The sequence below is a fragment of the Syntrophorhabdaceae bacterium genome (genome assembly GCA_036504895.1).
In the GTDB taxonomy this organism is placed as follows: domain Bacteria; phylum Desulfobacterota; class Syntrophorhabdia; order Syntrophorhabdales; family Syntrophorhabdaceae; genus PNOM01.
The window spans coordinates 55,607-80,148 of sequence record DASXUJ010000075.1 but is presented as its reverse complement, the minus strand read 5'-3'; the positions used below and the strand labels follow the sequence as shown (position 1 = coordinate 80,148).

General features: G+C 55.6%; 18 protein-coding genes. 11 read left to right on the top strand and 7 right to left on the bottom strand.

The window, feature by feature from the left end:
* Window positions 1-3 precede the first annotated feature (3 nt).
* On the bottom strand, window positions 4-2,586 hold the full coding sequence (locus VGJ94_10705) for a glycogen/starch/alpha-glucan phosphorylase (protein ID HEY3277080.1): 2,583 nt from the start codon (window positions 2,584-2,586) through the stop codon (window positions 4-6).
* A 192-nt stretch (window positions 2,587-2,778) separates the two neighbouring features.
* On the opposite strand from VGJ94_10705, the gene VGJ94_10700 reads away from it, so the two are divergent.
* Window positions 2,779-3,747 (top strand): aldo/keto reductase, encoded by a 969-nt coding sequence (locus VGJ94_10700; protein HEY3277079.1) that lies wholly within the window; start codon window positions 2,779-2,781, stop codon window positions 3,745-3,747.
* Between the two features lie 83 nt (window positions 3,748-3,830).
* Here the strand turns inward: VGJ94_10700 and VGJ94_10695 are convergent, their stop codons facing one another.
* The gene (locus VGJ94_10695; GenBank protein HEY3277078.1) at window positions 3,831-5,162 is read right to left on the bottom strand and encodes a M48 family metalloprotease; all 1,332 of its coding nucleotides are present in this window, start codon (window positions 5,160-5,162) and stop codon (window positions 3,831-3,833) included.
* The gene (locus VGJ94_10690) at window positions 5,162-6,160 is read right to left on the bottom strand and encodes a serine hydrolase (GenBank protein HEY3277077.1); all 999 of its coding nucleotides are present in this window, start codon (window positions 6,158-6,160) and stop codon (window positions 5,162-5,164) included. The genes VGJ94_10695 and VGJ94_10690 overlap by 1 nt, the downstream gene beginning before the upstream one ends.
* A 175-nt stretch (window positions 6,161-6,335) precedes the next feature.
* On the opposite strand from VGJ94_10690, the gene VGJ94_10685 reads away from it, so the two are divergent.
* From VGJ94_10685 to VGJ94_10670, 4 genes are all read left to right on the top strand, one after another.
* Entirely contained in the window at window positions 6,336-6,680 is a 345-nt protein-coding gene (locus tag VGJ94_10685) for a hypothetical protein (GenBank protein ID HEY3277076.1), read from the top strand.
* Window positions 6,681-6,951: 271 nt separating this feature from the next.
* Window positions 6,952-7,392 carry a glycine zipper domain-containing protein gene (locus VGJ94_10680; GenBank protein HEY3277075.1) on the top strand — a complete coding sequence of 147 codons (441 nt, stop codon included), beginning with the start codon at window positions 6,952-6,954 and terminating at the stop codon, window positions 7,390-7,392.
* Between the two features lie 196 nt (window positions 7,393-7,588).
* Window positions 7,589-8,023, top strand: coding sequence for a Fur family transcriptional regulator (locus tag VGJ94_10675; protein ID HEY3277074.1), 435 nt, complete (start codon window positions 7,589-7,591; stop codon window positions 8,021-8,023).
* A gap of 81 nt (window positions 8,024-8,104) precedes the next feature.
* A complete protein-coding gene (locus VGJ94_10670) occupies window positions 8,105-9,565 on the top strand; it encodes a catalase (protein ID HEY3277073.1) in 1,461 nt (486 codons plus the stop codon).
* Window positions 9,566-9,636: 71 nt separating this feature from the next.
* On the opposite strand, the gene VGJ94_10665 is transcribed toward VGJ94_10670, so the two are convergent.
* Together VGJ94_10665 and VGJ94_10660 are read right to left on the bottom strand one after the other, a co-directional pair.
* Window positions 9,637-10,389: an AAA family ATPase gene (locus VGJ94_10665; GenBank protein ID HEY3277072.1), complete on the bottom strand. Its 753-nt coding sequence runs from the start codon at window positions 10,387-10,389 to the stop codon at window positions 9,637-9,639.
* A gap of 4 nt (window positions 10,390-10,393) precedes the next feature.
* On the bottom strand, window positions 10,394-12,361 hold the full coding sequence (locus VGJ94_10660) for an ASKHA domain-containing protein (GenBank protein ID HEY3277071.1): 1,968 nt from the start codon (window positions 12,359-12,361) through the stop codon (window positions 10,394-10,396).
* Between the two features lie 191 nt (window positions 12,362-12,552).
* Between VGJ94_10660 and VGJ94_10655 the strand changes: the two genes are divergently transcribed.
* The 6 genes from VGJ94_10655 to VGJ94_10630 all read left to right on the top strand — a co-directional run bounded on the left by VGJ94_10655 (window position 12,553) and on the right by VGJ94_10630 (window position 23,549).
* A complete protein-coding gene (locus tag VGJ94_10655; GenBank protein ID HEY3277070.1) occupies window positions 12,553-12,978 on the top strand; it encodes a hypothetical protein in 426 nt (141 codons plus the stop codon).
* A 281-nt stretch (window positions 12,979-13,259) separates the two neighbouring features.
* Window positions 13,260-14,630, top strand: coding sequence for a pitrilysin family protein (locus VGJ94_10650; protein HEY3277069.1), 1,371 nt, complete (start codon window positions 13,260-13,262; stop codon window positions 14,628-14,630).
* Between the two features lie 9 nt (window positions 14,631-14,639).
* Window positions 14,640-15,983, top strand: coding sequence for a pitrilysin family protein (locus tag VGJ94_10645; GenBank protein HEY3277068.1), 1,344 nt, complete (start codon window positions 14,640-14,642; stop codon window positions 15,981-15,983).
* A 155-nt stretch (window positions 15,984-16,138) separates the two neighbouring features.
* Window positions 16,139-17,992 carry an autotransporter assembly complex family protein gene (locus VGJ94_10640; protein HEY3277067.1) on the top strand — a complete coding sequence of 618 codons (1,854 nt, stop codon included), beginning with the start codon at window positions 16,139-16,141 and terminating at the stop codon, window positions 17,990-17,992.
* A complete protein-coding gene (locus VGJ94_10635) occupies window positions 17,989-21,996 on the top strand; it encodes a translocation/assembly module TamB domain-containing protein (GenBank protein ID HEY3277066.1) in 4,008 nt (1,335 codons plus the stop codon). Before VGJ94_10640 ends, VGJ94_10635 begins: the two co-directional genes overlap by 4 nt.
* A gap of 113 nt (window positions 21,997-22,109) precedes the next feature.
* On the top strand, window positions 22,110-23,549 hold the full coding sequence (locus VGJ94_10630; protein ID HEY3277065.1) for a Do family serine endopeptidase: 1,440 nt from the start codon (window positions 22,110-22,112) through the stop codon (window positions 23,547-23,549).
* A gap of 198 nt (window positions 23,550-23,747) precedes the next feature.
* On the opposite strand, the gene VGJ94_10625 is transcribed toward VGJ94_10630, so the two are convergent.
* Together VGJ94_10625 and VGJ94_10620 are read right to left on the bottom strand one after the other, a co-directional pair.
* Entirely contained in the window at window positions 23,748-24,107 is a 360-nt protein-coding gene (locus VGJ94_10625; GenBank protein ID HEY3277064.1) for a type II toxin-antitoxin system RelE/ParE family toxin, read from the bottom strand.
* On the bottom strand, window positions 24,104-24,379 hold the full coding sequence (locus VGJ94_10620) for a type II toxin-antitoxin system prevent-host-death family antitoxin (GenBank protein HEY3277063.1): 276 nt from the start codon (window positions 24,377-24,379) through the stop codon (window positions 24,104-24,106). The genes VGJ94_10625 and VGJ94_10620 overlap by 4 nt, the downstream gene beginning before the upstream one ends.
* Between the last annotated feature and the right edge of the window lie 163 nt (window positions 24,380-24,542).

Genomic DNA, 24,542 nt, shown 5'->3' with positions numbered 1-24,542 from the left:
CGGTCAAAGATTTTTTATGTCCTTCCTATGGCCGATGAGCACAGGGCCCTCCGCGGGATGAGGGGGCGCATTCAGACGGCCGGCTGCCGCGGGACTCACGTTCCAGATGCGCTCCCCATACTCCTTTATCGCCCTGTCGGAAGAAAACTTTCCCGCCCGGGCAGTATTCAGGATGGACGTTCTCGCCCAGCGGTTCCCGTGCCTGAATGCTTTGCCGACCTTGTCCTGAGTATCGATATAGGACCGGTAATCGGCGAGGACCATATAGGGGTCGCTGCCGAGGAGGGATTGGACGAGGGCCTGGAAGGGCGCAGGGTCACCCCCGGACAGGAAGCCTGAAGATATGAGATCGATTGCCGCTCTCAGCTCCCCGTCGGCTTCATAATAAGAGTGCGGTATATAGCCGCGGCTCCGAACCTCGGCCACCTCCGGAGTAGTTAAGCCGAAGAGAAAGAAATTCTCGGAACCTACTTCTTCCCGTATCTCCACATTTGCCCCATCGAGGGTCCCGATGGTGAGGGCGCCGTTCATGGTGAACTTCATGTTTCCCGTTCCTGAGGCCTCTTTCCCTGCAAGGGATATCTGCTCCGAAAGGTCGGCGGCGGGACAGATCTTCTGGCCGTTCTTCACATTAAAGTTGGGAAAGAATACGACCTTCAGCCTATCCGCTACTACGGGATTTCCGTGTACCGCGTCCGCCACCGAATGAATGAGCTTGATGATAAGCTTCGCCATATAATACCCTGGGGCGGCTTTTCCGCCGAAAATAAACGTGCGGGGGGTAATCTCCTCATCCGGGTCCGCAAGGATGCGGTTATAGAGAGTGAGGATGTGGAGAATATTGAGGTGCTGTCTTTTATACTCGTGGATTCTTTTGACCTGAATATCGAAAAGGGACGAGGGGTCGATCGTCACATTGCAGCGCTCTTTCACCAGGGCCGCAAGGTCCTTTTTGTTCGCCCTCTTGGCTGCCCGCCACTTGTGAAGAAAGGCTTTATCATTCACATGTTGTTCGAGCTTCCTGAGTTCCTGGAGATCGGTGATCCATCCATCGCCGATAGCCGAGGTGATAAGGCGGGAGAGGCGGGGGTTGCTGAGAAGGAGAAATCGCCGGGGAGTGACCCCGTTCGTCACGTTCGTAAAAAGAGCCGGGTCGTATTCTGCGAAATCGCGGAGCAGGTCACGCCTGAGGAGCTCGCTGTGAAGCTCGGCAACCCCGTTGATCGCGTGGCTCCCCACCGAGGCAAGGTGGGCCATGCGCACGAAGCGCTCCCCTGATTCATTGATGAGAGACATACGGCGGACCCGGTCTTCTTCTCCCGGAAATCTGAGGCGCACCAGACCGAGAAATCTGCGGTTGACCTCATAAATGATCTCCAGGTGGCGCGGGAGGATCTCCTCGAACATAGATACCGGCCATGTCTCGAGCGCCTCGGGCAGGAGAGTGTGGTTGGTATAGGCGAAGGTCCGCCTGGTCACGTCCCATGCCCTATCCCAGTCCACCTCATATTCATCGACGAGAAGCCGCATCAGCTCCGCCACCGCGATAGAGGGATGGGTATCATTGAGCTGTATGGAGAGACGGTCATGGAACTCTTGAGGAGAGACGCCGAAAATACCAAAGACCCTGAGCATGTCCTTGAGCGAGCAGGAGACAAAAAAGTACTGCTGCACGAAACGGAGTTTCTTGCCGGTTACAGGCTCGTCATTCGGGTAGAGGACCTTGGTGATCGTCTCCCAGGTAACCTTCTCCTCCACGGCTTCGTAATAATTGCCCACATTGAAGTCCTGGAAATCAAAAGATTCGATGGCCTCGGACTTCCAGAGGCGAAGGGTATTACAGAGAAGGCTCCCGTACCCGGTGATCGGCGTATCATAGGGCACGCCCTTGATCATCTTCGCAGGGACCCATTTTACCTTGTATTCCCCCTTCTCGTCCGTCAAGATTTCCGTGTAGCCCCCGAGCCCTACCTCCTGGCTCAGCTCGGGTTGAATGATCTCCCAGGGGTTCCCCCGGCTCAGCCATTTATCGGTCTTCTCCGATTGTCCGCCGTCCCTGATCTCCTGATCGAATATACCGAATTCGTACCGTATGCCGTAACCGATCGCGTGTATGTTAAGGGTGGAGAGAGAATCGAGATAGCACGCGGAGAGCCGGCCGAGTCCGCCGCTCCCGAGGCCCGGCTCCTTCTCTGCTTCGATCAATGCCTTGAGATCGATATGGAGTCCGGCCAGGGCCTTACGGGCGCAGTCGTACATCCCCAGGTTGATGAGGTTATTTTCCAGGTGGGGGCCGACGAGAAATTCCGCGGAGAAATATCCGACAAAGCGTGATTTGTTATTCATATGATGTTTTATGGAATGGAGCCAGCGGCCGAGCAGCCTGTCCCGGACGGTATACGCAAAGGCCATGTAATAGTCATGTAATGTAGCGAGTTCAAGGGTTCTCCCCATGGTATAATTGAGGTGCTCCAAAAAATCGAGTTTGAGCACCTCGGGATCGGTGCCTGTCCGGCGCATCCGGGAAAGGGGAGAAGAGGAGCGGATTTTGTTGCTCCCCCCATTGTCCTTCTTTATGTTTCTCATAGCATCTCCTTCAGGTATATCTTATGGGCAGGTAGTCCGAACTCGGGCCGCACATTTGAGCGCCCCTTGCATTGGTATCATAATTATTCTCTCCATCCCTTGGCAAAGTCAACTGCGAAAAGAGACGATCTCGCCATCTGCCGGAAAAATTCCGCAATTCCTGGCTTATAGTATTATTATGTAGGACAGGCCATGCTCACCCAGGACCATGAGGTTATGGAAGCGGCTTTCGATCGCGGCATCAATTACGTCGATACGGCCCGCAGGTATATGAACGGCAGAAATGAGGAAATCGTGGGCAGGGCGCTCAAGGGCAGAAGGGACAAGGTATTTCTAGCCACAAAAGCAGCCTGGATCTCTCCGGAACATATTACCGCGGACGTGGAGACGAGCCTCAAAAAATTGAGGACCGATTATATCGATGTCATTCAGCTCCACAATGTGGATAGCAACAGCAAGGCCCGTGCCCTTGCCCGTGAGACACGGGAAGTACTCAAGGGTCTTCGCGCGCAGGGGAAAGTGAGGTATGTCGGCCTCACGACCCATACGAACCAGGCGGATGTCCTCAATGCCATGGCCGCCGATCCGGAGAAATTCTACGACACCGTTGCGGTAGGGTATAATTTCAAGAGCCCTCCCGGGATCAAGGAAGCCATTGCCCGGGCTGCATTAACCGGTGTGGGCGTAATCGCCATGAAAACTCAGGCGGGAGGATACAAGACTGAGGCTTTGGGCCCGTTGAGTCCCCATCAGGCTGCCCTCAAATGGGCTCTTCTCGATCAGAATGTGACCGCCGCCATCCCGGGGATGAAGGACATGGCCATGGTGGAGGAGGATACGGCGGTTATGGGCATGAAATTCACCGCCTCCGACGCCCGGATACTCACACGATATTCACACGCGGTAGAGGGTATCTATTGCCGCCTTTGCGCCGATTGTGAAGCCACCTGTCCCGGACACGTGGCGATAAGCACGGTCAACAGGAGTCTCATGTACCTGGAGGGCTATGGGAGTGCGGAGCTTGCCCGGTCGACTTATAAAGAGATCGGCAAAGAGGCATCCCCCTCGGTATGTATCGGCTGTGCGGTGTGCAAAGCACGTTGCGTCCACGGGCTCAATATCAGGGCAAAGATGGAAAAAGCGGCTACCTGCTTCGCATAATTTTTTCTGAACAGAGCCTCAGGGGCTGATCGGGTAGATCGATTGAACGAGGAACTTCTGTTAATTACCGGAACGCTCCGGACCTATCCGGTCCGGCCTTTTTTCGGGAGTTTGTCGAGGATTTTCATTACCTCTTTTGCCCGTGCGCTGTTGATGCCGTACTTGTTCACCGCTTTTTCGAAGCTGATCCGGGCCTGATCCATGTTCCCATTGATCAGATAATATCGGCCGAGGTCTTCGTAGCCTTCACCTTCGTTTCCCATCATGCCTGAAATCATTCCTGCCCTTTTATAAAGCTCGGGATAAATATCCGCATAACGGAAGAGGCTTTTGTACGTTGAGACGGCTAATTCGCGATCGCCGTTCCCTTCATATGCCCTGCCGAGGAAATATCGGGCTATGGGATTCATCTCATTTTTCAGAAGTGCGATTGCCTCGCTGAATCTCCGGGCATTGATAAGCACCTCGGAAAGGAACAGGTTCCTGTAAGGCGACTTGATGGTCCGGGCGAGTGCTATTGCCTCTTCCTCATTTCCTTTAAGGGAATAGACGAGGGCCGCGCCATAGGCGCTTACGGGGTCCTCTTTATTCCGAAGGTTCCGGGCAATCCATATCTCTTCCATGCCGAGACCCGCGGTGCCATGGAGGATCTGGGCCCTCGCCACGAGATAGGGGTAAAAGGATGTATCGAGGCGGCATTTACTCCCCCTCCAATCCTGTTCGATTTTGATGATCCTTTCGCTGTGGTAGGGGTGAGTGAGAAGATAGCGGGGGACCTGCCTGTTGTCGGAAGTGGCACGCAATTTCTTCAGGAATTCCGCGGTCCCCAATCCGCCGTAACCGGCCTTGTCGGCGTTGGTAGCGCCCACTTTGTCCGCCTCTTCCTCATTCTCTCTCGTATAGGATATTGCCACCTGCTGCGCTCCCGCAAGGCCCGTGGCCATTATGGCTGATTTTGCTATGGGGCTCGGGATGATCGCGGCGGCGAGGAGCGTCGCGATGGTGCCCCAATTGCTGATTTTATTTTTTTCTATGGCTTTTGAAACATGCCGTTTCGATATGTGGGCAAACTCGTGTGCCAGTACCCCTGCAAGCTCCTCTTCGGAATCGGTCATTGCAATGAGTCCCGTAGTGATGAAGACATAACCCCCAATCGTAGCGAAGGCATCGAGGGAGATGGAATCGATCACCGTGAAGAATATGGGCATATCGAGGTTTGTCGCTGCTTCGAGCCGGTCGGTGACGGTACGGAGATAAAAGGAGATGTAGATGTCATTATTGACGGGTATGCTCTGGGCTATCTGAAGATAGACCTCTTTCCCGTACTTCTTTTCTTCCTCAACAGAAAGGCCATATCCATTGAGTGGGAGGAGGAAAGAAAGAAGGATTATGAAAAGCAGCCACCAGCGCTTCATCACACCCGTGTAATTTTTTTGCTTTTCTTTCCTGCCCGCTTCTTTTTGACAGATTGTTTCTTCTTCACCATATGTTTTTTCTTCTCGCTGCTGATTTTTAAGGAAGGTGGGACCTCACTCTTTTGTCTATAGGAGGTGAGGGTAATGGCGTGGGCTTTGGCAAGCCGTATCTCCCGATCCGAGGGGAGCTCCTCGAAGACGTTCTTCAGAATTCGGATCGAATCTCCCCAGAGGTCCCTGCTCGCCAGAAGGGAGAGGATATACTCTTTACCATCCTTTTCGAATGCTCCGACATAGGTATGCTTCGAAACCTGGGTGAAGCCCGTCTTGCCTCCCACCGCAGGCTCGAAACAGAAGAGGAACCTGTTGTGATTCCGGTAGCGGGTGGCTTTCTGGCGGTCCTGAAAGAGGAAATACTTGGTGCCTATTATTTCCCTGAATTTATCCTTTGCCAGGGCATACCGGAACATGAGGGCGAGGTCGTAGCAGCTTGTATATTGACCTTCCACATAAAGACCCGAGGCATTCTTGAAATTGGTGTTCCGTGCGCCGATGGCGAGGGCTTTCTCATTCATGAGGCGGGCAAAATTCTCTTCCGAGCCGCCCACATAGGCGCCGAGAGTATACGCCGCGTCATTAGCCGACTCGATCATGGCGCCCTTTATAAGGTCCATGGAGGTGTAACTGCTTCCGGGAACGAGGTGCAGCTTCGAGCGGGGGAATTTCAGTACGTTGCTGTCCGGCACTATGGCCTCTTCGCCGTTCAACCTTTCCATGGCGACGATGGTGGTCATCACTTTCGTAGTGCTGGCCGGAGGGAGCCTTCGGTCCCAATCGCGTCCCGCGATGACATTGAATGTATCTTTCTCGACAAGGATATACGCCTTGGCGGTGATATCGTCGTTTGCGGAAAGGAAGAGGGGAAAAAGAACGAAGAGAAGCAACAATATGGTGAAGCTTGAGCCGCTCTTAAATAATTTGTGGGATCGGTCTTGCATCACGTGGTCTAATAATATCATAATAAATAAAAAATGGGAAGGAAGACGATATTTTTTGATCACCTTACCCACGACGGCCACACATTAGATCGGGGCCGGCCGGTCCTGCCCCGCGAAAAGGATGGAAATGGGGACCCTCCGCAGGTATTTCGTTCAATAAGGAGAAGGAGAGAAAATGGCACAGATTAGAGTGAGATCGAAAAAAGATGAAGGCCATCGGATTTTACCCGCTTCCGGAGTATGGGGCGGGGTTACTGCACACGGCATGGTCTATTTTGACGTGGTCCTTGAAAAGCCGGCGGCGCCGGAGCTTACCTTGCTCGATGTGGACGAGGCCACGGGGGCCAGAATCGAGACGATAGAGGAGCCGAAAGAGCCGGTAGTGGAGAGGATCCTCATGACGGGTATCCTTGTCAGGCCGGAAGTGGCCCGCGCCATAGGACAATGGCTTATCGACAAGGCGGATGAAGCCGAGGGCTTCGGAGGCGGCCAGGCTTCGCCTCCCGGCATCGTGCAATAACGGACCGGGCCGGCGAAAAGAAAGATGAGGAGCGACAATATTGTCGTTCCCGCGGGTCTTAAACCGACATTAATTGTCTGAGGGCAGAGCGGGTCGTAAGGGTGCGATAATACTCGACAGACTTCGAGGCCGGCAGGTCCGTATTGCCCGGAGGTTTAATAGCACGCGACATTAATTACCCGGACAGACAGAGATTGCCGGGCTTCGAGACTATTGAATTTCCCGGCCCCTATCCGGTTTACGGCCTTTTTCCCCTTCGGAGGAACGCGGCATGGATATTGCTTTCCAGATAACCATGAAGCGCCAGCACCTCAGGGAGACCGGGAAAATGAGAGACCAGAAAGAACTCCTCACCATAGTAATTATTGCGGCGTGTTTTCTCACTTTTTCATGCACATCAACCGGATATAATACCCAAAAAGGCGCGGCCATCGGCGCGGGAATCGGCGCGATCGCCGGCCAGCTCATAGGGAGCAACACCGCAGGGACGCTCATAGGAGCGGGCGCCGGGGCGCTTGCAGGCGCCGTGGTAGGAAATGCGGTGGACCAGAACGAGAACCAGGCAAGGCTGGCCCATACAGAACAGAGTGCGGCGTCCGCCGGTCCTCAGGAGCAACCCCCGGGACAATGGGTGATGGTTCAGGGGCAATGGATAGGCGGAAAGTGGGTCCCCGCCCACAGGGCCTGGGTCCCCGTCAACCCGACACAATAATAAGGCAGTTCAGGACGCTCTTCCTCATTACATACCTCCAAAAGACGGCCCCTCCCGAGTCCCCGCCGGGAGGGGCCGTCACTTTTTAATCGGCAACTCCCCAATCCCAAGAAACACTCTTGTCGCGCCTCTATATGCCTTGACACTCTCTTTTTAGATGATTAATGTCAGGAACCATTCCGATGTACAGGTGTGTATGGGTAAGACCGGCGATAGAGGACAAGAGATAACCGATGGGCTTAAAAGAAAAGGTATGAAGCTCACGCCCCAGAGGCTGGAGATTATCCGGCTTCTTTCTCGCGACAATAATCATCCGAGCGCCCGGGCTTTGCTGAGGAAGGTGAGGGAGACGATGCCGAAGGTCAGCACTTCGACTGTCTATTACACGTTGAATATGCTCAAGAAGGAGGGACTGATCAAGGAGCTCGAGTTCGACAATATGGATAGCAGGTATGAGGCGCGCATGGAGGACCACATCGACCTCATCTGCGAAAAATGCGGGGCCATAGAGAATTTTGACAGGGATGTTGCGGATGTGCCTGCCTTGATCGAAGCGGCAACAGGGTTCAGAAGCAGAAAGATGAGGTACGAGTATTACGGTTTTTGCAGGAAATGCAGGAAAGAGGACTGAAAATTTTTTGCTTTTGCCATAGGAACGGTTCCGGTTTATCCCTTTCCCACAGAAAAATAGATAATTAAACAAGGAGGAGACATGAAGGACGAAAAGAAACGCCTGACCACTAACTCGGGAGCGCCTGTGGTCGACAACCAGAATGCCATGACCGCGGGACCGCGCGGGCCAATGCTGCTCCAGGACGTGTGGTTCATGGAAAAGCTTGCGAATTTCGACCGGGAAGTAATACCGGAGCGGCGGATGCACGCGAAGGGCTCCGGGGCGTTCGGGGCCTTTACCGTGACCCACGATATTACCCGTTATACGAAAGCGAAAATTTTCTCCGAGGTAGGCAAGAAGACGGAGACTTTCACGCGCTTTTCCACGGTGGCCGGCGAGCGCGGGGCAGCGGACGCGGAGCGCGACATCAGGGGGTTCGCCACAAAGTTTTACACCGAGGAGGGGAACTGGGACCTGGTGGGCAATAATACGCCTGTATTTTTCCTGCGGGACCCTCTCAAGTTCCCGGACCTCAACCACGCGGTGAAGAGAGACCCCAGGACCAACATGAGAAGCGCGCGCAACAACTGGGATTTCTGGACCTCTCTCCCCGAAGCGCTTCACCAGGTGACCATCGTGATGAGCGACCGTGGCCTGCCCCTGTCATACAGGCACATGCACGGATTCGGCAGCCACACCTTCAGCCTCATCAACGGCAGGAATGAGCGTCACTGGGTTAAATTTCACCTCAAGTCCCGGCAAGGGATTCAAAACCTGAGCGATCAGGAGGCGGAGGCGCTTGTCGGCAAAGACAGGGAAAGCCACCAGCGAGACCTCCTGGAAAGCATCGACAGGGGTGATTTCCCCCAATGGACCATGTATATCCAGGTGATGCCGGAGAAAGAGGCGGCCACGTGCCCTTATAACCCCTTCGATCTCACCAAAGTCTGGTTCCATAAAGACTATCCCCTCATGGAAGTGGGTATCCTCGAATTGAACCGGAACCCGGAGAATTATTTTGCCGAGGTGGAGCAGGCCGCCTTCAACCCCGCCAATATCGTGCCCGGCATCGGCTTCTCACCGGACAAGATGCTCCAGGGGAGGCTCTTTTCCTATGGCGACGCCCAGCGTTACCGTCTCGGCGTCAACCATCACCTGATCCCCGTGAATAAGGCCCGCTGCCCTGTCCACAGCTACCACAGGGACGGCGCAATGCGGGTGGACAACAACTACGGCAGCACCCTGGGATACCAGCCCAACAGCTATGGCGAATGGAACGAGCAGCCTGAGTTCGCCGAGCCGCCCCTCAGTCTGGAGGGCGCTGCGGATCACTGGAACCACAGGATGGATGAGGATTACTACAGTCAACCGGGACTCCTTTTCGGACTCATGACACGAGAAAAGCAGGCCCTTCTCTTCAGCAATACGGCCAGGGCCATCGCGGACGCCCCGATGGAGGTAAAGGTCCGCCACATCGGCAATTGCCTGAAAGCCGACCCTGCTTACGGGAAAGGCGTAGCCGATGCGCTGAAGATTCCTCTCGACCAGGTCCCGAAGTAAGCAGACCCTGCGAACAAGGGGGGACAATGGTTCCCCCCCTCTACCGACCAGGCGCACAGATTCCCCTTTCTCTACTTCTGCAATGTCCTTTTGAAAATCTTATATGCGTCGGCCAGGGCGCGTGAATCCGGCCCCAGGTCGAATACGGTCTTGCCTGCAGCGTCTGCCTTTATCAGCTCCCTGTCGTCTCCTATCGTCCCCGAGATCTCGAGCTCCTTTTCGAGGACAAGCTCCGCGATGAGCTCCCGGTCCTCCTCTTTCAGCCTGTTGATGATGAGGTGGGTATGGGTGATATGGAGCTTCAGCTCGCCGACAAGGTCCATGATCCTCTTCGCGGTGAGCAGGCCCCGGGGCTGACCGTCGGATATGACGTAGAGGTGGTCCACATCCTGGGTCACGAGCCTGCTCATGTGCTCCATGCCCGCCTCGTTGTCCACGACCACAAAGGTATAATTATCCTTCAGCACGTCGATAGATTGCTTGGCCAGGCTGTTGGCCGCGCAATAGCAGCCGGGCCCCTCGGGCCGCCCCATGACGAGGAGGTCGAACCCTTTGCCCTCCACGATCGCCTTATTCACCTGGTATTCGAACCAGACGTCCTTGGTCATGCCCGTGGGCACGTCCGTCTTCATGAGCTCCCTGGCCTCTCCTATGGTGCTTTCCACGGGAAGGCCGAGCACTTCATTGAGGTTCGAATTCGGGTCCGCGTCCACCGCGAAGACCGGTCCGTCCTTCATTTCTTCCACGAGATATCGGACGAGCATGCCCCCGATAGTCGTCTTTCCCACTCCGCCTTTGCCTGCAAAGGCCATAATCTTCGGCATCCCTTCACTCCCTGTACATATCGTTCGTTTCTCCGCCCCCCTGGAGGAGGCCCAGTCTTTCCGTGACGCCGGGAAAAGCTTTCCCATCCGTATGGGGCAGGAACATGGCCGCCACGAATTCGTCCATAAAAGCGGGATTTGTGGAAAGCTCTATATTAGTCATCATCCGGGCGATTCTCCCGGCTTCCCTGAGGAATCCTTTCGAAAAGTTTATTAGTCCCGCCCCCAGAAGGGCACCGTTTCCAATGAAGATGAACTTTTCCGGCGGCAGCTCGGGCAGAAGCCCTATGGCAATTGCCTTCTCGAGATCGATATAATGGCCGAAGCCGCCCGCGACAATTACCCGGTCAATTTCGTGAAAGCCCAGGCCCACTCCCGACAGCAAGACTTTGCAGCCCGCGTAGACTGCCCCCTTGGTCCGTATCAGATTGTCGAGGTCCACTTCCGTAATGACCATATCCCTGCCGATCCCCGTATCCGCGGCATGGCATATAAGGTATTCGAACCCGCTCCGCCCCAGACGCACCCTTTTCGAGCCTTCTATCATGGTAAACTTTCCCCGCCGGTCGATAAGGCCCGTCTCCAGAAGTCCCGCCACCAGATCGATGAGGCCCGAGCCGCAGATCCCCAGGGGCTTCGCCTTTCCGATGGTCAGGAGCATGGGCTCGAATGTCAGGGGGTTTATCCGCACCTGCTCTATGGCCCCTGTCCCCGCCCTCATGCCGAATTCGATGCCCCCGCCTTCGAAGGCAGGGCCTGCCGAACAGGAGGCGCAGGTGAGCCAATCCTTATTGCCGAGGACGATCTCTCCGTTGGTCCCTATGTCCATAAAAAGCGTTGTCTCTTCCCGTTCGCACATGCCGGAACCCAGTACGCCGGCGACAATGTCTCCGCCCACGTAAGATGCCGGGGAAGGGAACAGATAGGCATATGTGTGATCACCGAGCCCAATCCCGAGATCGGCGAGCCGGATCGGGGGATAAAAGGTAGTTACCGGTGTATAAGGGGCGAACATGATGTGGGTCGGATCGATCCCGAGAAGGAGGTGGCTCATAGTGGTGTTGCCGGCGACGGCCACATGGGATATATCTTCTTTCTTTACACCGGAGGCTTGGAGAAGCTCGGCGATCACCTTATTTATGGTGGAGACGACCGCCCCCTGAAGTTTATGAAGTCCTCCTGTTTTACGGGAAAAGAGGATTCGCGAAATCACGTCCTCACCGAAACTGATCTGGCCGTTGTAATCCGAAGACTCGGCGATCACCCTGTAGTGCGTGTTATCCTTTCCGGGACCCAGAAGATGGCCACAGACGGTGGTAGTCCCTATATCGAGGGTGATTGAGCAGCTCGTCTTTGTCCTGTCTTCGGGCTCCACATTGACGATAGCCCGGTTCCGGCCCATCCCCGCCACTGTGGCGGTGACCTTCCAATCAGCCTCCCTCAGTACCTTGCCGAGATGCCTCAGGACCTTCAGGTCTATCGAAAATTTCCCGCTGTCGTCTCCCTCTCCAAGTTCTCGCGCGAGCCTTGTAAAATCCGATGCATTATCGGCTGCGGTGGGTTTGGAAAGCGTGACATATCGTTTTATCACGGGAGGATCGGCTTTTCTTCTCTTCACCAGCTTTTCCGTCTCGACCGGCGAGAGGATGCGAGGCGCTTCCCGCCGTCTCTTCAAAGCCGCCGGGTCCACCTGGGACTCCAGAGGGACCTCTACCTCCACATCGGCGCGGACCGCAGTGGTGCACGCGAGGCGCACTCCTCTCTCGTAATCATCGGAAGAGATGGTCCGTTGAGGCCCAGGTTGCCCGATATCGCCAGGTACGATAACCCTGCACTTCCCGCACGAGCCGTTCCCCCCGCAGGACGCATTGACATGGACCCCGGCCCGCATTGCGGCGTCAAGGATAGTCTCGCCCTCGTTAATCTCGATAATCCTGTCCACAGGGAGAAATTTGACTCTGTATCGCCGCATGCTGCTCCTTGCCCGATCAACGGGTGCCGCTATTATATAACAAAATCAAAAAGGTTTTTCAAAAAAGAGGGGAGCCCGCTCTTTCTGCGCGTCGTGACCGTCTTGTTATTTCGTCCTCCCGGTCTTATTATACCACTATGCTGCCGGCTACCATTTCCGAACTGGATAAGGTGCGTAAGGAATGCTTCCATATGGCGCGGAGGCGCTCGCTTTTGTCGGCTCTCGGGTCGGTGGTGCCGATTCCTTTTACCGATGTGGCTACCGATATCGTGCTTCTCAAGCAGATCATACCAAAGATCAGCGAGAAATTCGGTCTTTCGAAAGAGCAGATTGACGAGTATAATCCGCAGACTAAAATTCTGGTCTATGACCTGTCGAAGAGATTGGGAGCGAAGATGATCGGCAGGTATGTGACGAGGGAGATGATTTTTCAGATCCTCAAGAAGCTCGGGGTGCGGATTACTACGAAGGGTGTTGTAAAATACATACCCCTCATAGGACAGATCGTATCCGCCGGCATCAGTTACACGGCGATGCGGCTCATCGTGAATTCCCATATCAAGGAATGCTATAAGGTGGCCCAGGCCGTGCTCGAATCGAAGGGGCGGAGAGACTAAGGCTTTTTGCCTTAAAGAATAAATTCCTGATTTACTTTCCTGACTTATCTTCTAGGGTATACCTTTTTTTCCATTTTTTATGTTATAATCCATAAGCAATGAGCTATAAGGAGAGGTTCCCGCCTTAACTCATCGCGCCAGTACCACAGCACATATAGTTGTGTGGCATCATTTCGGAGCCCGTCTGTACCCTTCGCGCGCGTCCGCCTTTTCCTGCCCGGTTTCGCTCCCCGTATTCCTGTTATGTGCTCTATTTCTGCAATTTTTTAGGGGTCGTCTTTATGGCGTGGATTTATGCGGTGATGCTCCTCCTTTCTCTGTTCCTGATTCCTTCTTCTCATGGAGGGATACAGGAGCAGGTGGTCGAGAAGGTGCTTCCCAACGGATTGAAGGTAATCCTCCTTGAAAACCATAAAATACCGATTGTCACTTTGCAAGTATGGTACCGCGTCGGCTCGCGGAATGAGAGCTGGGGAAAGACGGGTATCTCTCACATGCTCGAGCACATGATGTTCAAAAGCACGAAAAAGGTGGGCCCCGGCGAATTTTCACGGATTATTCAGGCAAACGGGGGCAATAACAATGCAATGACATCCTATGATTATACCACCTATTTCTCCACCCTCAATTCGGACCGTATCAATATCGCCCTGGAGCTCGAAGCCGACCGGATGAGGGAGCTTGTCTTTAAGGAGGATGATTTCCGCACCGAGAGGCTGGTAGTAATGGAGGAACGCAGGCTCAGGACCATGGACAATCCTCATGCGTTGGTTGAAGAACAGGTTATGGCCACGGCATTTCAGGTCCAGCCTTATCACTGGCCAACCGTGGGATGGATGGAGGATATCGAGGCAATCACTCTCGACGATCTCAAGGCTTATTACCGGCAATACTACAGCCCGTCAAATGCATTTCTTGTGGTGACCGGAGATTTCAGGAGCGACCTGCTTCTTGCGCGGATAGAGAAGACCTTCGGCTCCATCCCGAGAAGGGATGTTCCTGACCCGCGGAATTCCACAAAAGAAATCCAGGAAGGAGAGAGGCGGGTGACGGTGAGAAAAGAGGCGAGACTTCCCTATCTCGCCGTCGCCTATCACGTGCCGAACCTCGGAAGCCCGGATGGTTATGTGCTTGAAGTCATATCAAAAATACTCGCGGGCGGCAAAAGCTCCAGGCTTTATGAAAAGCTGGTAAGGGAAAAGGGGCTCGCCTTATATGCTTCCGCGGCTAATTATCTCCTCTCCCACGACCCGAATGTCTTTCTTTTTTCTGTCACGCCTTTGGCCAAAAAAGACCTGGCTAAGGTGGAGGAGGCACTCGATGAAGAGATCGGGAGGCTTAAGAAGGAGCTTGTATCGTCCGAAGAGCTTACCAAGGCAAAGAACCAGGCCGAGGCGGGACTCGTCTACGGGCAGGATTCATGTTTCTCCCAGGCCATGATGCTGGGACAAAACGAGATCGCCCGGGACTGGCGGAAGATAGACGAATACATCCCTTCTATTCAAAAAGTCACCGCTCAGGATATCCTGAGGGTCGCGAGGCTCTATTTTGTCCCGGAGAACAGGACGGTCGGCGTCCTGGCCCCAGTTATTTCGAAAAGCGAGCAGGCGGAAAGACCACCCCTTCCCCGGAGCGCGCAGACGGTCAGATAAGGAGGATTAATGTTTTCAGGATTAAGGCATACCTTTTTCTATTTTTTGATCCTCTTTTCTCTTTCTTTGGTTCCCTATGCAGGCGCGGCCCCGGGACGGTCCTCATCATTTCAACGATTCGTGCTTCCGAACGGGCTTGTGGTCCTCGTGGCCGAAGACCATTCCCTCCCTTTTGTCAGCGCACGCCTTCTCATCGACGCGGGGTCGAGAAATGACCCGGCCGGCGAGGAGGGGGTGGCCCGTCTCACGGCGAAAGTCCTTCTCATGGGAACATCGTCGCGGTCGGCAACACGAATCAGCGAAGAGCTCGATTTCACAGGGTCGTCCCTTACCTCGGCAACAAACAAGGACTTTGCATCCTTCAATCTCAGATGCCTCAAAAAGGACTTCGATCATGGGTTGGGTCTCTTATTCGAGAGCCTCACCGATCCTCTGTTTCCGGATGACGAAGTGACGCATGAAAAGGAAAAAACCCTGTCTGCCCTGGAATCGGCAAGCGACAGGCCCGGACTCGTCGCAGCACACGAATTCACGCGGGCGGTCTTTCTGAAAACGCCTTACAGCCGTCCCGTGGAAGGGAGCTGCATGACCGTCGCGAAAATTACCCGTCCCCAGCTTCTCGCGTTTCACCATGCCTATTACGGTCCCAACAATGCCATTCTTGCAGTAGCGGGCGACGTGACCGTCGCGGAGGTGAAAGCCGGACTTATCCCCCGGGTCGAAAAATGGCGGCCGGGAAAGGCGCCCCGGGTCCCTGCGAGAGACCACTACGGTAAAGGACCGCGCATGCTCAAGGTAGCCAGATCGATTTCCCAGGCCCACGTGATCATCGGCTATGAAGGGATAAGCCGGGACAACCCCGACTATTATGCGGCCATGGTGATGAACTATATCCTGGGCGGCGGCGGCTTTTCCTCGCGACTGATGGAGAATATCCGCACCAAGAGGGGGCTCGCCTATTCCGTGTCCTGCGGCTTCGATTCAGGTAAACTTCCCGGCTCATTCCAGATATCCCTGCAGACCAAGAACGCCTCGGCCCGTGACGCAATCGACCTTGCGATCCAGGAGATCACCAAAATGCAGAAGGAGCTCGTATCGGAAGAAGAGCTCAGGGAGGCGAAGAGCTACTTCATCGGGAGTTTCCCCATGCTCCTCGACACACAGGGGGAGCTGGCGCAGTTCCTTATGGTCGCCGAATTTTACGGCCTCGGCCTCGATTATCCCCAAAAATATCCTTCTCTCATTAACGCCGTTACCCGAGAAGATATTCAGAGGGTGGCGAAAAAATATCTCCATCCCCACGACCCCATAATTGTGGTAGTGGCCAACCTGAAGGAAGCCGGCCTGGAGTAAAGGCCGGGAGGGCCCGAAGGCTTCCGCGCATTAGAAAGACCGGCATTCAAAGGCCCTTCACATGGATCGGTTGATCCACGTGAAGGGCCTTTCTTTATGATCAAACCCTTTAAACTTCCTGTTGACGGGCCGCTGTCGCGGCATTAAAATCTCATGTGAACGCCTATGCTGACCCCATTGTCGCGCCACGCTCCTGCGGCCCCTCGTCTTCCGGGAAAGGGGGTATATCCGTAACCTCCGTAAAGCGCCGCAAGATAAGGTTTCTCTTCATCCTCGGTCTTGTGCTCTGCGGTCTCCACCTCTCTTTTCGCGAGTCTGCCGCGGATTCGGTGACCGTAGAGGTACAAGGCATCTCCGGCGATGTTCTCCGGAATGTGGAGGCGGCTCTCGCCATGCCGCCGGGACTCGTATCTAAAGAGGGGATAGTAAACACGATATGGCTCGACTATTTTATCACCCAGGTGCCTGCGAAAGCCCAGTCGGCCCTCGAGCCTTTCGGATATTATAAATCCCATATAGAGGCATCGGAGGTTTCGGAAGAAGGAAAGCACCGCATCATTGTAACCGTGTCGCCGGGCAGCCATATTTCCGTGAGCTCCCTGGAAGTCCGGGTCGAAGGACCGGGTGCCGCTGAAAGAAGTCTCACCGCTCTCGCGGCCTCATTCCCCCTCAAAATCGGGAATGTACTGAGGCAGGACGTATACGAGAAGGCAAAAGGGGACCTCCGCACCGCCGCGCTTGACCTCGGCTATCTCGGCGCCGATTTTCCCGTCCATTCCGTCACGGTCTCCCTTGCCAGGGAAGAGGCGGAGATCCACCTCGTCCTCCGGACCGGCCCGCAATACAAGTTCGGGACCGTCGCTTTTACGGGGGCGCCTACCTATCCTGAGCCCTTCCTCAGGAGGTTCCTCACCTTCCATAAAGGCGACATCTTTTCCAATCGAAAGATCGGGGAGACCCAGCTCAACCTCCAGAACGCCGACCGGTTCAAGGATGTCTTTATTGAAGCCGACAGGACTGCCGCGGAGGAGCTTCAGGTGCCGGTCACGATACGACTCACCCAGGCCCCGAGGAGACGCCTCAGGATAGGCGGGGGATATACCACGGACCTCGGTCCCCGGTTCACCCTTCAGTACCGGGACGTAAACGTTCTCGAGAGGGGCCATGAATTCAATTCGGAGCTGAATCTGAGCGAGCGGCTCCAGGCTATCTCCTCAAACTATATTATTCCGGGCGCGACGGATACCAAGAGCCTCACCTCCTTTAACCTCAGGTTCCTGCGCGAGGACGTGCTCACCTACACCACGCGGTTCGCCTCCTTCGAGGTGGAAAGGATGTGGAGCCTCGGCAAGGGCAGGCTTGCCGGCGTATTCGTCACAGCACTGAAGGAAGACTCCTTTGCCGGCACCCAGAGCACCAATAGCTTTTCCATCTATCCGGGCGTTCGCTTCTCTGCCAGGCAATTCGACGACCTCAGGCGGCCGACGAAAGGCTATTATTATCTGGCGGAGCTACGGGCGACCCATCCGGCATTCGGCTCGGAAACCGCCTTTGTTCAGTCCATACTCGAAGGAAACGTCCTCGTGCCCCTGCCCGGCGGGTTCTCCATCTTCCTCAGGTCCAGGGTGGCGGCTACCCTCCAGAACGATCCCACGAGCGATCTCCCCATTCCCCTTCGCTTCTTCGCGGGAGGCGATCGGAGTGTGAGGGGCTACACCTATCAGTCTTTAGGGCCCAAGGACGAATTAGGAGATGTGGTGGGCGGGAAGAACCTCTTCGTCGCGAGCCTTCAGCTCGAGAGGGCGGTGGGACGGGACTGGGGCATCCTCGCCTTTTACGACACGGGAAACGCCTTCAATGATTTCTCACAAATGGATCTGGCCCAGGGCGCCGGCCTCGGGGTCCGTTACTATAGCCCCGTGGGCCCCATAGAGGTGGACGTGGCCCGCCAGCTCGGCGTCATGAGTCCCGGCTACAGGATTCATTTCAGTATCGGTTTCGCTTTATGAGAGTTCGTATCCTCCTTATCCTCCTGCTCCTTGCCGGCATCGGAGGCGCCGCCCTTTCATGGCTCCTGGGGACTACTGCCGGGGCCCGATGGCTGATCATTACGGCGGGAAGGGCGGCAGGCGTGAAAATAGAAATCGCGCGGATCGAAGGCCGCCTCTGGGACCGCATCGACATGGGGAATACCCGGATAGAATGGGATACGGGAGATATGGCGGTAGGAAAGATGGTGCTCCGCTGGCATCCCTGGCTGATCGCGTCAAGGCGAATCGTGATCAACGAGCTCTCCGCATCGGACATCGCGATTAAGGACAGGAGTAAGGAAGAGCCCCTGAGGCTCGAATGGCCCCAGCCCCCCTCGGGCCTTTCATGGCTTCAGGGATGGATCGGTGATTTCCGGATCGACCGTATCTCATATCAGGTGAGAGAGGAGGAGCCTTACCGGATCGACCGCGTCGCCGCGTCCCTTACCTGGCGCTTCGGCATTCTTGAAATATCAGGGCTAAAAGGCAAGGTGCCGGAGGGAGAGATCGCGGGCAAGGTGGAAGGGAATTTCGAGCGGCCCCGCCTTACCGCCTCCCTTTCCTTCTTGCCGGTAAAGAGCGACAGCCTCCTTACCGGAGTCGCCCTTAAGGCGCAGCTCCTCCGGGATAATAGTAACGGTATGGCCGGACCCATGGAAGCCCGGGTTACTCTCTCGCCGGCCAGGATATTCGATATCAAGGGCCATTTTCGTGCCCTCCCCGCGAGGGTCGACCTTTCACGGCTCCAAATCCGGGAGGAGGGAAGAAAGGGGATGGTCGGGGCAGAGGGCTCGGTACGCCTCGATGCGCCTTATGAAGGCCGGGCGGGTGTAGTTTTTGCGGACCTTGACCTGTCGCGGGAGGTGAAGCCCCTGCGCGCCCTCTCGGGAAAGCTCGACATTCAGGGCAATCTCTCGGCATACCAGGGGAAATTCGACCTCTCGAATAAAACAGACGGACCCTGGAAGGGCGCCCTCGGCGGCGCCTTCGAGGGCGCCGGTAAAGAAGTTACGATTGACCTCACGAGGGGCGCATTTCTCGAAGGGAGGGTGACGGGCCGTATTGAGGTCAAAGATGAAGGGACGACCATTGTCTCCGCCACACTCAAGACGAGAGACATAAATCCCGCCCTTGTGGCGAAAGGTTGGCGCGGTGCAATAAATGCAGACATCTCGGGAGAAGCCCGGGTGACCGAGGGGCGCGCTCCCGCGATTACGGTGAAGGCCATACTCCTGAAAAGCATGGTGAGGGAAAAGCCGGTCCAGGGTATTATAGACGCGAGCCTGCAGGAGAACAACCTCTCCATCGCCCATCTCAGGCTCTATGGGGACGGTTTCGATGTCTCGGCTCAAGGAAACCTCCGGGAGCGCCTGGAGTTCAAGCTCGCCCTCCGGGACCTCGGCCTTTTCGTGCCCGAAACAGGGGGGTCCGTGAATGCAGAGGGCTGGGGCCGATGGAAGGACGGGAAAGGGGCGGGATCGGTCAATGCCAAGGGCCGGAATATCTCGGCCCGCGATCTCCGGCTCTCTTCCGTAAAAATGGACATCTCCATGGGAACCGATGGGTCGATGAAGGCAGCTGCGGGGCTTACGGGTATAGCCTACAAGACTCTAAACCTGAGGAGTCTTTCCGCTCTTCTGGAGGGAAAGCAGTCGGCCCATTTTCTCAAGCTCCGTGCCCAATGGCAGGGAGGCGACCTCGATGCAGCCTTTGTGGGAGGATATAGGAAGGAGCAGTGGACGGGCGAGATGAAAAGCCTTGCCGCCCGTGATACGCGTCACGGCGGATTCAATCTGGTTGGTCCTGCCCGCCTTTCCCTCTCCCGTGAATCGATCTCTATCGAGCCTATAGTTTTGGCGGGCGTTAAGGATGAAAAGCTGAGGCTCAATGCTTATGTTGATATGAAGAAGAAAGAAGGATTCGTAGACGCCCGGTGGGACCGGATCGACCTTGGCAGGGCCGGCCCCTTTTTACAGGGAGGAGACGCCGTATCGGGACAGGTTTCAGGCAACCTCGAGGCCCGCTGGCGCGGCGGGAACGTACAATCCATAGCCGCCCGGCTTAATGGGTCCGGTGCCTTTTCCTCCGACGGCCTCCTTATCGGGGTCCCCCGGGTCGATACTTCCCTCCGTTGGGACCTTAATGGCCTCGCCTCCTCCATTGATGTGAAGCTCTCACCCACGGGCCGTATCTGGGGAGAGGCATCCTCGGGTGAGGGCGTCCGGCTCGATCTTCCCAGGTCAGCGGGTTTTTCGCTGTCATGGGAATCTCTCGACCTTCAGATGGCCAGGGCCTTCGTGCCCGCTCCGGTCAACCTGAAGGGCTCCCTTAACGGAACGGTGAAAGGACGGCTACTGCCGGAAAGATCGATCGATGTGCGGGCGGAGACTCGCCTCGAAAACGGGAGCGTTGCATGGAAGAGCGGTCAGGGAGTGATGACCGCCGCCATACGGACGGCCAAAGCGGACGCGACCTGGCGTGGAAATTCCCTTCGCGGCGAAATGACCCTGGCTCTCGCCGATTACGGTCGCCTGGAGGGCGCCTTTCAACTTCCCCTTTCCGCCCGGTTGCCGGTAACCGCGGAGAAGGATGGTCCCGTGAGCCTCCTCGTCTCGGGCTCCATCAGGGAAAAGGGGTTGATTACCGCGTTTTTCCCCGGTTTCGTGAGGGAGAGTCACGGCCGCCTCGACATCAAGGCGACTGCTGCAGGCACGTGGCAGCGCCCGGGGCTTAAGGGGAATCTCATCCTCTCCGGGGCCGGCGCCTACTTACCGGCGGCAGGGGTCGAGCTCAAGGACGTGAGCGCCCGCGCCGAGGTTACGGAAGACCGCGTTACCCTCACGTCCCTCGAGATCCATTCGGGAGCCGGTAAAATGGAGGGGAAGGGGAACGTCCGCCTCAAATCATTCAAAGTAGAGGAATTTGAGGGCACCATCACGGGTAAGAATTTCCAGGCGGTCTACCTTCCCGAGCTCAGGGTACAGATAAACCCCGACCTGCGCATGAGCGGCACTTCCGAGCAGCTTATTGTGAGAGGGACGGTAACGGTTCCCGAGGCGTCGCTCTACAGTCAGCAGACCCAGGTCGTCAAGGCGAGTCACGATGTGCGCGTGATCGACAGGCCCGTCCCCGCCCGAAAGCCCTTCTCTTTTGCCGTAGACGGCGGGGTCGAGATCATTATGGGCGACAAGGTCACGATCGCTGCCGAGGGCGTGAACGCGGCCCTCGGGGGTAAAGTGTTTCTTATGGGGACGTCGATCGACGATATCCGGGCAAAAGGGGAGATCGACATCAGGAAAGGCAATTACCGCACCTATGGGGTAAAACTCGATATCGAGCGGGGCAGGATCGTTTTCGACGGAGGCCCCGTAGAGGCGGGCACCCTCGATATATTGGCGCTCAGGAAAGTGTCCGAGACGAGGGCGGGAGAGATGAGGCCCACGGAGATCAAAGCAGGCGTCCTCGTGACGGGCCCTCTCCAGTCCCCCGTAATCAATCTCTATTCGAGGCCCAGAATGGCGGATACCGACGTCCTCTCCTATATGGTCCTCGGCACTCCTCTCCAGGGGACCTCCGAGACTGCTCTCCTGATCCAGGCCGCGGAGGCCCTTCTCCCGAAAAGCCAGTCCACCTCTTTAAAAGACCGGCTCCAGAGCTACCTCGGGATAGATACCCTGGGCATTGAAACCAGGCCTGTCCAGTCGACCACGACCACCCAAACCATTCCGACCCTCGGACAAACGGGACAGATGCAGACAGGGCAAACCCAAACCGGGTCCCTTCAGACGAGCACGACCACCCAGTCCCTCGTGACGGTCGGAAAATATCTTACCCCCCGCCTCTACGTCAGTCTGGGAAGGTCCGTGCTGTCCAATGAGAACCTCGTGACCATGAGGCTTACCCTTTCCAAACGCTGGGAATTACAGAGCCAGACAGGGACGCAAAGCGGGGTCGGTCTTTTCTACAAGATAGAATTCGATTGAAACGGTCCTATCCATTTCCTTAAATGCGCCGGACCAGTCTGCGCAAAAACCGATGCATTTAAAGCATCTGCCGTATTATATTATATGATGGAAATCTTGTTGAGGAGGAATTCATGGGCAGAATCGGGATTCGTGTGGATGCGCGCAGGTTGTCTCTCAGTCTCTTCATCCTCTTGTGTGCGGCCGGCATAGTAGTACTCGGAAGTCCGGCGGAAGGCAAGGCGGCAAAAACTTTCGATTTGAGTACCGCCATCGTGCAGGTGGCAAAAAAAGCCATTCCGGGTGTAGTGCACATCGAGGTGACGGGCACGCGCGATATGCCGGGGCAGTTCACCCCCTTCGAGAGCGATCCGTTCTTCAGATACTTTTTCGGAACCCCGAAGTCGCCGAAAAAATTCAAGCGTGAAATACGGGGTCTCGGCACGGGGATGATCATCGACGCTCAGGGCCACATCCTGACCAACTATCATGTAGTCGGCGGCGCCAGCAAACTGGAGGTTCTCCTGACGAACGGCAGGAAATATACGGCGAAACTCGTGGGGACCGATCCGAAGACCGATCTGGCGGTGATACGCATCTCTCCGGGAGAGCAGCTCCCTTTTCTTGCCTTCGGTGATTCCGATAAGATGGAAGTAGGCGAATGGGTGGTGGCCATAGGGCATCCCCGCGGCCTCGATCAGACCGTCACGCAGGGCATTATCAGCGCCACCCATCGCACGGGCATTACCGACCCGAGCAGCTATCAGGATTTCCTTCAGACCGATGCGGCGATCAACCCGGGAAACAGCGGAGGCCCTTTGCTTAACCTCCAGGGAGAAGTGATAGGCGTAAACGCGGTGATCCTCTCCGAATCCGGAGGCTATGAAGGCATCGGCTTCGCCATACCGAGTAATATCGCCTCCCACGTTGCAAAACTCCTCATCACGTATGGAAAGGTGGAGAGGGGATGGCTCGGCATCGCCATCCAGGACCTGAGCGGAGAGAAGGCGAAAGCAGCGGGCCTGGAGAGCCCCAAAGGCGTGATGATCGACTCGGTGACCAAGGGCGGACCGGCGGAAAAGAGCGGCCTCAAAAAGGGCGACATCATTACGGCCTTTGAGGGCAGGGCTGTTCCGGATTCAAATTCATTCAGGAATTCTATCGCGAATATGATCGTAGGCTCGACCGCAAAGATCACGGTGCTCAGGGCCGGTAAAAAACAGGTGATCGCCGTAAGAATAGGCAACCTGCGAGAAGAGCTCAAATCCCTGGCCTCTGCCGCCAAACAGCGATTGGGAGCCGAAGTAAGGCTCATGAGCCCTAAAGAAGCGGACCGCTACGGCCTCACGGGCGCCCAGGGCATCTCCTTAACATGGATAGACCCTAACGGCCCATTAGGAAAGGCCGGTTTCGAAGTCGGAGACATGATCGCCGAAGTGAACGGCCAGCCCTTCACAGGCCTGGAAACCTTCCTCGAGCTGATCGCAGGACTCCAGCCAAAGCAACAGATAACCCTGTTAGCCATCGATAGGAGAACAGGCAATACCGGGCAAGTACAGGTGGTTGTGAAATGAATAAAGCGGTCGCTAGTCGCTAGTCGCTAGTCGCTAGTGAAAAAATAGGAACGAAGATATTAGATGAAATGGCTGCCGGTGTTCAAGATACCCGGCAGCCATTTCTTGTTGTTATGTTCCATATTTTGATACCCTCTTACAGCCAAAGGCAACGACTTAACCTGTAAGGCTCCTTAATACAGGACGTAAATCCAAGAGTTACGGTTCTGAACTTTCTAACCCGGGCAAACCAGAGGCGAGTAATCGCTGCTGCAAGAGAGATGTCATATCGCGGCGGCCGTCCGCAATCAGCAGAACGTAAACGTTCTTATCTGTGACGCGGTAAATGATGCGATAAGGCTTGAAGAAGATCTCGCGATATTCACGAACCCCTATGGCCAACAACTCGGGAGGATAGGAGCCTCTCTCAGGGAATTCTGATAGCTTGGAGAATGCCTTCTCTATCTGATTCAGGACATGGTCCGCTTTTCCAGGTGCATCATGTACCGCAATGTAGTCATAAAGCTCCACGAGATCATGCACTGCATCATCTGTCAGCAGAACCGTAAACGACTTCACACGGTCTCGCGCCGTTTACGGAGGCGCTTAATTGCATCCTCAGCCGGTATGACCTTGCCTTCATCGACCTGCCGCATACCGAGCGCCAGTATCTTCAGAAGAGCCATTGTCTGCTGATTTTCCTCGTAGCTCTCTATTCCCTGTATAACCACCTTGGCTTCACCATTCTGGGTGATGACTAACGGCTCTGTCTGGCCGGCCATATTTCTTACAATTTCAGCGGCATGGGCCTTCAAGTAGCTGATGGGCTTTATATGGTTGGATAATTTCATGGGAATGCCTCCGTTTGAATATGACTTAATATAGTCCATAAACAGGTCGTGTGTCAAGATGAGCTGTGTTTGTGCGGTCATTCTGCTCAATATACGAGATGCTACACCAGAGACCAGAGACTAGAGACTAGAGACTAGAGACTAGAGACTAGAGACTAGAGAC

Bases quoted from the DNA above. Each gene is read 5' to 3' on its own strand.
- VGJ94_10655 (HEY3277070.1), top strand. From the start codon at position 12,553: ATGGCGCGGAGGCGCTCGCTTTTGTCGGCTCTCGGGTCGGTGGTGCCG.
- VGJ94_10630 (HEY3277065.1), top strand. From the start codon at position 22,110: ATGGGCAGAATCGGGATTCGTGTGGATGCGCGCAGGTTGTCTCTCAGT.
- VGJ94_10660 (HEY3277071.1), bottom strand. From the start codon at position 12,361: ATGCGGCGATACAGAGTCAAATTTCTCCCTGTGGACAGGATTATCGAG.
- VGJ94_10700 (HEY3277079.1), top strand. From the start codon at position 2,779: ATGCTCACCCAGGACCATGAGGTTATGGAAGCGGCTTTCGATCGCGGC.
- VGJ94_10690 (HEY3277077.1), bottom strand. From the start codon at position 6,160: ATGCAAGACCGATCCCACAAATTATTTAAGAGCGGCTCAAGCTTCACC.
- VGJ94_10680 (HEY3277075.1), top strand. From the start codon at position 6,952: ATGGATATTGCTTTCCAGATAACCATGAAGCGCCAGCACCTCAGGGAG.
- VGJ94_10645 (HEY3277068.1), top strand. From the start codon at position 14,640: ATGTTTTCAGGATTAAGGCATACCTTTTTCTATTTTTTGATCCTCTTT.
- VGJ94_10620 (HEY3277063.1), bottom strand. From the start codon at position 24,379: ATGAAATTATCCAACCATATAAAGCCCATCAGCTACTTGAAGGCCCAT.
- VGJ94_10665 (HEY3277072.1), bottom strand. From the start codon at position 10,389: ATGCCGAAGATTATGGCCTTTGCAGGCAAAGGCGGAGTGGGAAAGACG.
- VGJ94_10650 (HEY3277069.1), top strand. From the start codon at position 13,260: ATGGCGTGGATTTATGCGGTGATGCTCCTCCTTTCTCTGTTCCTGATT.
- VGJ94_10705 (HEY3277080.1), bottom strand. From the start codon at position 2,586: ATGAGAAACATAAAGAAGGACAATGGGGGGAGCAACAAAATCCGCTCC.
- VGJ94_10675 (HEY3277074.1), top strand. From the start codon at position 7,589: ATGGGTAAGACCGGCGATAGAGGACAAGAGATAACCGATGGGCTTAAA.
- VGJ94_10695 (HEY3277078.1), bottom strand. From the start codon at position 5,162: ATGAAGCGCTGGTGGCTGCTTTTCATAATCCTTCTTTCTTTCCTCCTC.
- VGJ94_10670 (HEY3277073.1), top strand. From the start codon at position 8,105: ATGAAGGACGAAAAGAAACGCCTGACCACTAACTCGGGAGCGCCTGTG.
- VGJ94_10635 (HEY3277066.1), top strand. From the start codon at position 17,989: ATGAGAGTTCGTATCCTCCTTATCCTCCTGCTCCTTGCCGGCATCGGA.
- VGJ94_10685 (HEY3277076.1), top strand. From the start codon at position 6,336: ATGGCACAGATTAGAGTGAGATCGAAAAAAGATGAAGGCCATCGGATT.